Genomic DNA, 13,013 nt, shown 5'->3' with positions numbered 1-13,013 from the left:
TTTAGCTATTGTTAGACTGTTTTATATCTATTTTATAGTTTTTTGGTAAAATTACGCCTAACTGAATTTGGGGCGATATATGAGTAAGTTAATAATAGTTGAATCTCCAGCTAAAGCTAAAACTATAAAAAATTTCTTAAGTTCTGAGTATAAGGTTATAGCTAGTAAAGGGCATATTAGAGACTTGCCTAAATCTAGCTTTGGCATTAAGATAGAAGGGGATAAATTTACTCCAGAGTATAGGATTAGCAGCGACCACTCCGCTATAGTAAAAGAGATTAAAGAGCTTGCTAAGAGTGCTGATACCATCTATCTTGCGACCGATGAGGATAGAGAGGGCGAGGCTATAGCTTATCATATCGCAACAGCAATTGGTAAAAGGCCTGAAACTCTACCTAGAATAGTCTTTCACGAAATCACAAAGAGTGCCATTGAAGCGGCTCTAGCTAATCCTAGAGAGCTAGATATGAATAGCGTAAATGCACAACAAGCAAGAAGACTTCTAGATAGAATAGTAGGATATAAGCTAAGTCCGCTTTTAAATATCAAAATTCAAAGGGGCCTAAGTGCTGGCAGGGTTCAAAGCTCAGCTCTTAAAATTTTAGTTGATCGCGAGCGAGAGATAAGGGAATTTAAGAGTGTTGAATACTTTAGCATTGATACTAAATTTAAAGATGATTTAGAAGCTGAGCTTATCGAATTCCAAGGCTCAAAAATAGAAAAACTCACTATAACTAACCCCCAAAGAGCCAAATATATTTTAGATATTTTAAAAGAAGATAAATTTAAAATTAGCGATATTGAATCCAAAGAGAGAAAAACCAGCCCACAACCGCCTTTTATGACTTCAACTCTTCAGCAAAGTGCGTCAAATAGGCTTGGCTTTAGCCCTAAAAAGACTATGATGTTAGCCCAAACTCTATATGAAGGTGTCCAGACAAATAGTGGATTTATGGGTGCTATAACCTATATGAGAACTGATAGTTTAAATTTAGCCAAAGAGGCAGTAGAAGCTGCAAGGAAGCTTATAAAGAGCGAATTTGGCGATAAATACTTGCCATCAAAGGCTCAAATATATGCGACTAAAAGCAAGGGCGCTCAAGAGGCTCATGAAGCCATTCGACCGACAAATTTGAGCTTTACTCCTGATATTGCTGCTAAATTTTTAGATAAAGATCTTTTAAAGCTTTACACCCTTATCTATAATAGATTTTTGGCCTCCCAGATGAATCCTAGCATATCTCAAACGCAAAATATCATCATAAAAAGCGATAATTCTAAATTCAAACTCTCAGGCAGAAAGGTGATATTTGATGGATTTTATAAGGTTTATGGCGATATAGACAAGGATATAGTCTTGCCATCTTTAAATATCGGCGATGATTTAAGCGTCCAAAGTATGCAAAGCAGTAGCCATTTTACCGAGCCACCTAGTCGCTACTCTGAGGCTGGACTGGTAAAAAAGCTAGAGAGTCTTGGGATTGGCAGACCTAGCACCTATGCGCCGACTATTTCGCTTTTAACAAGCCGTGATTATGTAAAAGTAGAGAAAAAGCAGCTAATACCAAATGATATTGCATTTACCATGACTTCGGTGCTTGAAGAGCATTTTAATGATATTGTAGATAGCGAATTTACTTCTAAAATGGAGAAAAAGCTTGATGATATTGCTGAGAATAAAGCCAATTGGCAAGAGGTGCTATCTAGCTTTTATAACCCTTTTATCCAAAAAATCAATGATGGAAAGACAAATATAAAAAGCCAAAAAGTAGCCGAACCAATAGGCGAGAAATGCCCTGAATGCGGTGGGGAGCTAGTTAAGAGAAAGGGTAGATTTGGCGAGTTTATAGCCTGTTTAAATTTCCCAAAATGTAAATATAGTAGAAATTTGGGTAAATCTGATAAATTAGAGAAAAAAGAACCCACTAAAATAGGTATAAAATGCCCTGAATGCGGTGGTGAATTGGTAGAGAGATTTGGAAAAAAAGGGAAATTTTATGGCTGTTTAAACTATCCAAAATGTAATTTTATAAGCAAATATAAACCAGCTGGCAAGAATTGCCCAAGTTGCAACGCTCCTATGATCTTAAAAGAGTTAAAAAAAGGCGATTTTAACGAGTGTTTGCAGTGTAAATTTAAAGAAGAGGTGAAAGATGACAAATAAGGTAGTAATGCTCTGTGCGATATGTAATGTTAGTAGTGGAAATTGTCCTGAAGATTGTGCGTATTGCACTCAAAGCGCTCATGTAAAAGCTGATATAAATAGATATAAACAAAAAAGCATAGAGCAAATTCTAACTGAAGCCAAAATGGCTAGAGCTAATAAAGCTCTTGGCTTTTGCCTTGTAACTAGCGGTAGGGGGCTTGATGATAACAAGCTTGAGTTTATCTGCCAAACTGCTAAAACTTTGCAAAAAGAGGTGCCTGAGCTAATGCTTATAGCCTGTAATGGAAGTGCGAGTTATGAGAGCTTAAAAGAGCTTAAAAATGCTGGAATTTTCAGCTATAACCACAATCTTGAAACTAGCCGTGAGTTTTTCCCTAAAATTTGCTCCACTCATAGCTGGGATGAGAGATTTGAGACGAATTTAAATGCTAAAAAAGCCGGTCTTGAGCTATGCTGCGGTGGGATTTATGGGCTTGGAGAGAGCAATGAAGATAGGATAAGCTTTAGAAATTCACTCAAAGAGCTAAATCCATTTACTAGCCCTATTAATTTTTTCATACCAAATCCCGCATTAAAAATCAAAGAGCCAAAGCTTAGTGCCGATGAGGCTTTAGGTATATTAAAAGATACAGCCAAAGCCTTGCCAAATACTAGAATAATGGTAGCTGGCGGTAGAGAGGTAGTGCTAGGAGATAGACAGTATGAAATTTTAGAAAATGGCGCTAGTGCCATCGTGGTTGGTGATTATCTTACTACTAGTGGCGAGGTTGCTAGTAAGGATATAGCTGAGCTAAGAAAAAGAGGCTTTGAGTTTGCATCACAGTGCCACTAATGAGCTTTCTATTTTATTAGTTTTGGCGTTTATAATTTTCATATCGCCATATATTTCCAAAATAACAAAGATACCAATTGCTCCTATAGAGATTATTTTGGGAATTCTTTGTGGGTTTTTTGGTTTTATCCCGCATAGTGAGCCATTTAAGATAGTAGCAGAAGTTGGGTTTTTCTATCTTATGTTTTTAGCTGGGACAGAGATAGATCTAAAATCGTTTTTTAAAATCGAAAAAAGCATTATAAAGTTAGTCCTTTCTTATATCGCTATTTTGTATATTATAGCTGGGATTATCGGGGTATTTATATCGCCGATATTTTTGGTTATTGTGGTGGTGCCACTTATGTCTGTTGGGATACTATCTACCCTTTTTAAAGAGTATGGTAAAAATGAGCCTTGGCTAAATACAGCTATGATAGCTGGAGGCATAGGAGAGGTAGTAAGTATCGCTCTTTTAACCCTTATGTCAGCTTATATTGAATTTGGTAGCTCTATTGAGTTATTTAGTAGTATATACTATCTTATACTATTTATTGTGCTTTGTATGCTTGGATTTAAGGGGCTTGAAGTGCTATTTTGGTGGTATCCAAATCTTAAAATTCTACTAATGCCACACGATGATAAGAGCGAGAAGGATATTCGCCTTTCTATGGCTCTATTTTTTAGCACTGTAGCAGTGATGATATATCTAAATTTAGAGATTGTCTTAGGTGCGTTTATCGCTGGAAGTTTTATAGCGACATTTTTTAATCATAAAAAAGATCTCCCACATAAGCTTGGTAGCTTTGGGTTTGGCTTTTTAGTGCCTATATTTTTTGTATATATTGGCACGACCGTGGAGCTTGGCTATATTTTAACGCCTGGAGTGATTGATAATGCTGTAAAACTAATGATATTTATGATTATTGTGCGTGTGATGGCTTCTATGATATTTATAAAGCGTTTTGGATTGTATGATAGCATTCTTTTTGGTTTATCGCTCTCAATGCCACTTACGCTTTTAGTGGCAGTAGCTACTGTGGCTTATAATGCTGGGAATATACCAAAAGAGCTATATTTTGCTTTTATTATTGCTAGTATTTTTGAGGTGATTTTGTCTATGATATTAATAAAATTTACAAATTATCTTAAATTTCGCCTTAAATAATTAAGTTAGATATTTAAGGGCAATTTAATTTAAATAAAATTTAGATAAGATATAAAAAATTTTAATAAAAGGATCAAAATGAGTAACACAGTAACATTAACTGACAACAGAAATGGAAAGAGTTATGAATTTCCTATTCTTGATGGTACTTTAGGGCCTAGCGTTATAGATATATCTACTTTATATAAAGATACTGGTATGTTTACATTTGACCGTGGATATACTAGCACTGCGATGTGTCGCTCAGCTATTACATATATCGATGGCGAGGCTGGCACTTTGATGCATAGGGGCTATGATATAGCGTGGCTTGCTGAGAATAAAAAATATCTAGATTTAGTATATCTACTATTTAACGGCAAACTCCCAAGCGATGATGAATTAAACGCATTTCGCCAAGAGTTAAAAGAGAGAAGTTATCTAAATGAGAAGATGATTAAGCTATTTGACTGTTTCCCTGATAAGGCTCATCCTATGGCAGTTTTACAAGCTAGTGTGGCTACTATGAGTGCCTACTACAAAAGGGATATGAGCTTTGATGATATGAAAGATTATATGGAATTAGCTAAAAGAATGGTAGCTAAAATCCCTACTATGATAGCATTTCACTATCGCCATGTAAGAGGCTTCCCTGTGATTTATCCAGATTTGGATCGCGGATTTACAGAGAATTTCTTATATATGTTAAGAGCATTCCCGCACGATAAAGTAGATCTAAAACCAATCGAAGTAAAAGCCTTTGATACCATACTAATGCTACACGCAGACCACGAGCAAAACGCCTCTACTACCACAGTTAGAACTGTTGGCTCAACTCACGCTCATCCATACTCTTGTATAAGTGCTGGTATAGGTGCGCTTTGGGGTCATGCTCATGGTGGTGCTAATGAGGGCGTTATAAGACAGCTTGAGATGATAGGCACTCCAGATAGAGTAGATGAATTCATCAAAAAAGCAAAAGATAAAAATGACCCATTCCGTCTAATGGGCTTTGGGCATAGAGTTTATAAAAACTTTGACCCAAGAGCGAAAGTCTTAAAAGGATTAAGAGATAAATTAATTGATGAAATCGGTATCGATAGCAATCTAATAAAAGTCGCTACTAGAATTGAAGAGATAGCATTAAATGATGAGTATTTCGTATCAAGAAATCTCTATCCAAATGTTGATTTCCATAGTGGCGTAATCTTAAAAGCTTTAGGAATTCCAAATGAGATGTTTGCGGCTATCTTTGTGATGGGTAGGGTTCCTGGCTGGTTAAGTCAATGGATGGAGCTAAAATCTCAAGATAATATCAAAATTGTTCGCCCAAGACAGCTATATGTCGGACCAGCATCTCAACCTAAGTAATCTACATCAAATTGCCCTAAAGGCGGCGCTTGCCGCTGGGGCAGAGATCTTAAAATCTTATAGTAAGTTTCAAATTTATTATAAAAAAGATAATTCACTTCTTACAACGGCTGATTTATCAGCTAATGAGGCTATATATAAAATCTTAAGCAAAACTCAAATTCCAATATGCTCTGAAGAGAGTATCTTGCCATTTAATCAAAGAGATGAAAGCTCTATATTTTGGCTAGTTGATCCGCTTGATGGGACTAGGGAATTTGTATCTAGGAGTGGAGAATTTTGTGTGTGTATAGCGTTGATTTATCGCTCTAGACCAATTTTAGGAGTGATATACTCTCCAGTTCATAATCAAATATATAGTAGCTATCAAGGCTCTAGCATATATAAAAATGGCGAGATTATCAGTATAAATGAGAATGAAAGCTCATTAATAAGCGGAAAATCTAAAAACGATATAGATAAATTTGCTAAAAATTTTAATTTAGATATTATTAAACTCAGCTCAGCTATCAAATTTCCATATCTAGTTCAAGGTTTTGCTGGGGTATTTATCAGGCTATATGGCTCTAGTTTGTGGGATACGGCTGCTGGGGATTTTTTACTTCATCAAAGTGGTGGAATTATGCTATCTTTAAGTGATTTAAAACCTTTAAATTATGCTAAAAAGGAGACATTAAATGATAATTTTATAGCTTTGAGTAGCTTACAAAAGCCAAATTTAAGCAGATATTTAGACTATCTAAATTCATCGAAAAATATTAAATTTAGCAATAATATTGATTAATTGAAGTCTAAATTAACTTTTAGCATTAGCTTAAATTTTATTAAAATTCAGTTTAAGTTAAAATACAATTAGATAAAATTTAGTATTTCGTTTTTTTTGAAAAGAGAGTATATGAGTGAAATAATCGGATATAATGTAAATGGTAAAATAGTAGATACACAAAGCTACACCGGCGGTGGTAGCGAAATTAAATTTGATAACTCCAAAGAGGCACTTGAGATCATACGCCACTCCTGTGCGCATTTGATGGCAGCGGCGATTAAAGAGCTTTATCCAGATGTTAAATTTTTTGTTGGTCCAGCCATTGAAGATGGCTTTTACTACGATATGCGTGTAAGTAAAAGCGATGGAAGTAAGCTTGGCGAAGATGATTTAGCAGTAATAGAAAAGAAGATGAAAGAGCTAGCTCTTGCTAAGACGCCAATTATCAAAATCGGCTCAACTAAAAGTGAAGTAGCGGTCAAATATGCAGATGATGATCTAAAACAAGAGGTCTTAAAACGCATACCAGATGGCGATGTGAGCTTATATTCTCAAGGCGAATTTGAGGATATTTGCCGTGGGCCACATATCCCAAATACGATTTTTGCTAGATTTTTTAAGCTTACTAGAATTGCTGGGGCGTATCTAGGCGGTGATGAAAATCGTGAAATGCTAACTAGAATTTACGGCACGGCTTATGCTGATAAAGAGAGCTTAAATGAGCATATTAGGATCATAGAAGAGGCTAAAAAACGAGATCACAGAAAGCTTGGAAGCGAGATGAAGTTTTTTACCTTTGATGATAGCGTGGGGGTGGGACTCCCTATTTGGCTACCAAATGGCTCAAGGCTTAGAAGTCGCTTGGAGCATAAGTTATATCGCACTCATAGACTTCGTGGCTATGAGCCAGTTCGTGGCCCTGAAATCCTAAAAAGCGATGCGTGGAAAATCAGCGGTCACTATACAAATTATAAAGAAAATATGTATTTTACGACAATTGATGAGCAAGAATATGGTATAAAACCGATGAATTGCGTAGGCCATATAAAGGTCTATCAAAGCGAAATTAGAAGCTATCGAGATTTGCCGCTTAAATTTTTTGAGTATGGTGTGGTGCATAGACATGAAAAAAGCGGTGTTTTGCACGGGCTTTTTAGGGTGCGTGAATTTACTCAAGATGATGCTCATCTATTTTGTATGCCAAGCCAGATTAAAGAGAATGTGTATGAAATTTTAAGCTTTGTTGATATGCTTATGGGGGCTTTTGGGTTTAGCTATGAGATGGAGATCTCGACTAAACCAGCTAAGGCTGTAGGCGATGATGAGGTTTGGGAGATTGCTACAAAAGCCTTAAAAGATGCCCTTGATGAAAAAGGGCTAAAATATGGTATTGATGAAGGTGGCGGGGCATTTTATGGTCCAAAAATCGATATTAAAATTACTGATGCTCTAAAAAGAAAGTGGCAGTGCGGAACTATACAAGTGGATTTTAACTTACCAGCTAGATTTAATTTAGAGTATATTGATGAAAATAACGAAAGAAAGCAGCCAGTAATGCTTCATAGAGCTATTTTGGGTAGTTTTGAGAGATTTATTGGAATTTTGCTTGAGCACACAGCTGGGGAGTTGCCATTTTGGATCGCACCAACTCAAGTTGTGATTATACCAATTAATCAGACGCATTTGGATTATGCTAAGGAGATCTATACAAAACTACTTGATATGAATGTAGATAGCGAAATTTTTAGCAAAAATGAGACATTAAATAAAAAAATTAGAAATGCAGAAAAACAAAGAGTACCTATGATAATAGTGCTTGGCGATAATGAAGTAGCAAATAAAGGTGTAGCTTTGCGAGATCGTAGGGCTAGAGAGCAAAAGGATATAAGCTTAGATGAATTTTATAGCTTAGTCCAAACCAAATTAAACGAGGTGAGTATTTGAGTAAAGATAAAGAGGTTTATCTAAACGAAGAGATTCGTGCAAGCGAGGTTAGATGTGTAGGAGATGATGGCACGGCTTATGGTGTCATTAGCAAAGATGAAGCGTTAAGCATAGCTAGTAAGATGGGGTTAGATCTAGTATTGATAGCTGCTGATGCTAAGCCGCCAGTGTGTAAGATAATGGACTATGGAAAGTTCCGCTATCAGCAAGAAAAGAAGCAAAAAGAGGCTAAAAAGAAACAAAAGGTAATTGAGATTAAAGAGATTAAGCTCTCTGCTAAAATCGCACAAAATGATATAAATTACAAGGTAAAACACGCACAAGAGTTTCTATCTGAAGGCAAATATGTCAAATTTAGAGTATTTTTAAAAGGTCGTGAAATGTCTACTCCTGAAATCGGGGTAACCTTGCTAGAGAAAATTTGGGAGAATATCCAAGAGTATGCTGATAGAGATAAGACGCCAACACTAGAAGGTCGTTATGTCAATATGCTTGTAACACCTAAAAAATAGCGTTTTGCTATTTTTTAGCGTGGTTTTTGTTAAAAAGCATTTTTAGATATTTGCAGTTTTGTTGATATTTGTTTTTGGGTGCGGTGCTAAATTTCTGTAATAATAAATTAAAAGCTTAGAGACAAATGAAGTGATTGCTATTTGAGATAAGATGGAATTTATTAGATTTATTTGCTCCAAATACCATAAATTTAGCTAAATTTGGGTGTTGTATCCCTAATTTATGCTAATTTCTCCTGTGTTAGCTTTGCGTAGTTTTTATAAATCTGTGTAAAATATAAATTTTATGCTTGAAAAGTAATAAAATACTTTTATTATTAGCTCAATAATCCGCCTTTTAAAGCTTTAGAATGTGGCTCTTAGCTCCATCGCCCTTGGTTTATAATACCAAATTAAGATATTTTAGGTTTATTACTTTTGCTACCACTTATTAAAGATTAGAATAAATTTTAGTGCTATTAAATCTCTATAAATGAGTTGATTTAGCCCTCAAGAGCTAAATCAATATTAAAATCTAAGCCCAGCTGTGATAGCTGTATTTACGCTATGTTCGTCCTTTGCTATCTCACTTGAGACAAGGAATTTGATAAATTTATTCCCTTTTTCAATATTTGTATCGATACCAAAATAAACGCTATCTTTATTTAGCTTATAATTATGCGTCCAAGTGCTATTACTCGCATCGACAAAATACTCTTTACTAGCAAAGTTATCGCTATTTAAACGCCTTGTGTAAAACGCAAAGCCATTTAGCGTAGTAAAGGTGTTGTCTTGGCTGATGAAGCTATAGGCTAGATTTCCGCCTAGGCTTAAATTTAAGGTATCTATATCTATATCATTATAGCCTTTAGCAAGTATGCCGCCACTCTCTTTAAAGCTATCTTGCTTAGAGTATATGTAATTTAAGATAGAAATTGGCGTCCAAACAAGATTATCATTGATGATAAAATCTTTTGATATACCAAGCTCTGTTGATACAAAATAGCTCTTATAATTTGCTTGAAGCTTTGTATCTTGCGTTAAAATTTGACGCTCCATATCGTTAAATGATAGCCCAAAATCCACTCCGCCTATTAAATTTACAGCCCCAAAATCTTTTAAGCCATTTAACCCAATAGAGATTATTTGACTTGTTAGGTCTGAAAATTTATAATCTCCCTTTTGGTATGAGTAGTTTAAAAATGCCCCCACTCTCACATCATCGCTTATCCATTTTTTGGTATTTAGATCCACAGAGTAGGCGTTGGTTTTATATTCATCGCCTTTGAAGTGCGTGTATGAGACCTTGCTTGAGATCTCACTTTTGCTTAAAGCGTCATTATAGCTTTGTAAGATATCATAGACCATATTATCAGCCATATCGCTATTTATAAGGGCTAATTGCGAATTTTTAGCTATTGCGGCGACTTTAGCAGTATTGCCTAATGAGCCACCAGCTAAAAAGGAGATATTATTTAGCATAGAGCGATTTTGGAAATTTAGTGTATCTTTTGTATTTGAAAGAGTATCATTTGGGTTTGTGCTAGATAGAATCTCATCTTTTACTTCTTGGTTTAAAGTATCTAATCTACCAAAGAAATTTTGATAATCCTGATTTAAATTTGATAACTCTCTAATTTGTTTTAATGCTTGAGATACTGCTAAGTTTGTCGCTTGTGAGGCATTTGTAGGCTTATAGGCATCTTCTTTTACTTCTACTATTATAGTATTATTTCCAGAATTATTGGTGTTTTCGTTGTTTGGCTTATTGTTGTTTTCATTACTTTGGTTATTATTTCCAGAATTATTGGTGTTTTCGTTGTTTGGCTTATTGTTGTTTTCATTACTTTGGTTATTATTTCCAGAATTATTGGTGTTTTCGTTTGATATTATTGTGTTATTATCTTTTAGCTTAAATTCCAAAGAGCTTGTATTTTGGATTGTGATATTTGTGAATTTATCTAAATTTTCACTACCTAGCTTAGCAAAATTAATATTAATCTCCTGTCCGCTTTGGAAAAATTGTCCGTTAAGTGGGATATAAACCAAATTTCCGCCCTTAATATCATAACTTCCAGCTATTATATCTGAGTTGGCTTTGTCATCGAAATTTATATGCAAACTCCCATTTTCATTTTGAGTATATTTGCCATCAATGGTTAAAATGCCTATTTGCCCCGCTCCACCAGGCATAACGATACCGCTTTCATTGGTAAGATTTTTGGCTATAGTTCCAGTCCCGCTAATCAAACCGCCACTCCTAGCAAAAATATCCCCATTTGCTAATTTGCCAATTATCCTAGCCACGCCGCCATTTATAGCGTATAGATTTTTGTTTGCGTTAGTTTCGCCAGATATTAGGATTTGACCGCCATTATCTGCATAAAGTGGGGTGTTTTCAGCAGTTACATTATAAAGCTCCAAAACTCCACCACGAGCTATAGTAGGGCCATTATATTTTAGGCTATTTTGGCTAAATTTAAGCGTTCCATCTCCAGTTTTTACAAATCCAGCTTGAAGAGTGGATAAATTCGCATTTACCCTATTATCGCTTTTAAGGGAGTTTGTAGCGTCGCTTAGATGGTATTTATCATCCCATTTTATCTCATCAATATCATTTGTAAAGGTGCCATCTAGTCCATTTGTATCAATGGTATAAAATGCGTAATATTTATTATCAAAGCTCTCTATATCGCTAGGATTTAAGCGATTTATATTTAGAGCTGCTAGACCATTTAGAGCCTTACTAGCGTCTAAAATTCCACTACCTATAAATTCATCTTTGGTTAGTTTGACAACGGCAACGGAGTTGGCTTTGTTATTATTACCAACATCTTCGTTACTTTTTAGTAGGTTATTTATGATATATTGAGCTACACTATTATCATTTTCGCCTGATTTAAATCCAGCATTTATCAAATCTGTTTTGACCTGCTCCCAGTCTATACCACTACCATTTGTTGGCACATCCTTATCAATGTAAAAAATGCTATAAAATTCAGATTGCCCAGTTTTGCCGACATTTTTAGTTACTATTAAATTTGGGGTTTCTACATTTTTATTAGCCGTAGTTAGTAAAATATCGCCGATTTGTGAGCCATTTAAAAACGGAAATTTCTGCTCTACCAATGCCCCAACCCCACTTACAAGCGGAGTAGCAAAGCTAGTCCCAGAATCCTTCATAGTGGTGGCTAAATCTGTTTTTATATTTTTATCGCTTGTATCATAATATGTATATCCATATCTACCATTTGCGGTAGTTAGATTTTGTGCTGGTGCCATAATACCATAAAGCGAGGCTGAGCCTTTGAAAAAATTGCTATAAGCATAAATTCCTTGCTTTGTGATAAGCTCATTTAGGATTACCTTGCTTTTATCGCCACTGCCTTGGCTCCATTTCTGTGCTGCTGCTTTCCACTCTGCTTCTGTAATGCCACCGATTTTGATCTTGCCATTTTCAATGCTAACCTTATCTGAATTTAGCCCACCAACGGCTAAAAGCCCCCTATAGCTCTCATCATAGCTTGGCAAAATGGAGTTTGCTCTAGGTGAGCTAAACCCATCATTTCCCACGCCTACGATATTTAAGATACCATATTGCTTAGATAACTCAGCTAGGCTTTGAGCCCTTTGTAAGCTTATATCGCTTTGGGTTAGCTTTTGAAATTCGCTATAGCTTATAGCGCCACTATTTTGGCTATTATTATCTATGCTCTCTAAGCCATTACCCCACTTGCGATTTATAAGCACGAAGCCCTCACTAGCGTAGCTATGATTTATCATTTTTACGCCACTTTGTATCATCTTTTCTACATCTGCTTTTATATCGCCTGTGTATAGTGGGCTTGGATTTAGATAGGCTAGGCCGTAGAATTTAGCAGCACTTGCCACTCCTGTGAGGTCGCTACTATCGCCTACTATAAGAGAGGATACTTGAGTGCCGTGAAGCATAGTAGCCTTATCTGTGCCGCCGAAGCGATCTGGGTCTATAGTGTTATTTATCGCACCTACTAATTTATCTTTTATGATTGGATTGTTGGTATTAAATACGCTATCTACTACGCCCACGATTACGCCAGAGCCATTTATGGTTGGGTTTTGCTCTTTTGCTTTATCAAGATTGATTATTTTATAAGCTCCATCATTTGCTAAGGCTCCGCTAGATAGTAATACGGTTGCACACGCAAATGATAGTGTGATTTTTGAGATTTTATTCACCTGTTCTCCTTGTTTGTAGCCAAATTCCATTGATTAGCGAGTGATTTATGATTTGATATTATCTCTTTTTAGCCCTTTAAAACTACTTAAATAGTAAA

The 13,013-nt window shown here is 35.6% G+C and carries 8 protein-coding genes; 7 read left to right on the top strand and 1 reads right to left on the bottom strand.

Going from position 1 to position 13,013, the window contains the following annotated elements:
• Positions 1-79 precede the first annotated feature (79 nt).
• The 7 genes from topA to infC all read left to right on the top strand — a co-directional run bounded on the left by topA (position 80) and on the right by infC (position 8,718).
• Positions 80-2,164, top strand: a complete 2,085-nt coding sequence (gene topA, locus CSUIS19072_RS01865; protein ID WP_086292968.1) for a type I DNA topoisomerase — start codon at positions 80-82, stop codon at positions 2,162-2,164.
• Positions 2,154-2,999, top strand: coding sequence for a biotin synthase (locus tag CSUIS19072_RS01860; protein ID WP_236845286.1), 846 nt, complete (start codon positions 2,154-2,156; stop codon positions 2,997-2,999). Before topA ends, CSUIS19072_RS01860 begins: the two co-directional genes overlap by 11 nt.
• Positions 2,980-4,146 carry a cation:proton antiporter gene (locus CSUIS19072_RS01855; RefSeq protein WP_086293104.1) on the top strand — a complete coding sequence of 389 codons (1,167 nt, stop codon included), beginning with the start codon at positions 2,980-2,982 and terminating at the stop codon, positions 4,144-4,146. Before CSUIS19072_RS01860 ends, CSUIS19072_RS01855 begins: the two co-directional genes overlap by 20 nt.
• 78 nt (positions 4,147-4,224) lie before the next feature.
• Entirely contained in the window at positions 4,225-5,496 is a 1,272-nt protein-coding gene (locus tag CSUIS19072_RS01850) for a citrate synthase (protein WP_086237583.1), read from the top strand.
• Complete coding sequence (locus CSUIS19072_RS01845) at positions 5,468-6,280, top strand: 3'(2'),5'-bisphosphate nucleotidase CysQ family protein (RefSeq protein WP_086237584.1); 813 nt, start codon at positions 5,468-5,470, stop codon at positions 6,278-6,280. The genes CSUIS19072_RS01850 and CSUIS19072_RS01845 overlap by 29 nt, the downstream gene beginning before the upstream one ends.
• Positions 6,281-6,391: 111 nt before the next feature.
• Positions 6,392-8,206 (top strand): threonine--tRNA ligase, encoded by a 1,815-nt coding sequence (thrS, locus tag CSUIS19072_RS01840; protein ID WP_086237585.1) that lies wholly within the window; start codon positions 6,392-6,394, stop codon positions 8,204-8,206.
• Entirely contained in the window at positions 8,203-8,718 is a 516-nt protein-coding gene (infC, locus tag CSUIS19072_RS01835) for a translation initiation factor IF-3 (RefSeq protein ID WP_086237586.1), read from the top strand. Before thrS ends, infC begins: the two co-directional genes overlap by 4 nt.
• 507 nt (positions 8,719-9,225) lie before the next feature.
• Here the strand turns inward: infC and CSUIS19072_RS01830 are convergent.
• On the bottom strand, positions 9,226-12,915 hold the full coding sequence (locus CSUIS19072_RS01830; RefSeq protein WP_180380999.1) for a S8 family serine peptidase: 3,690 nt from the start codon (positions 12,913-12,915) through the stop codon (positions 9,226-9,228).
• Between the last annotated feature and the right edge of the window lie 98 nt (positions 12,916-13,013).

The sequence above is a fragment of the Campylobacter sp. RM19072 genome, from assembly GCF_024723485.1.
Taxonomy (GTDB): Bacteria; Campylobacterota; Campylobacteria; order Campylobacterales; family Campylobacteraceae; genus Campylobacter; species Campylobacter porcelli.
The sequence above is the reverse complement of the archived record's forward strand: the minus strand, read 5'-3'. Positions and strand labels throughout refer to the sequence as shown.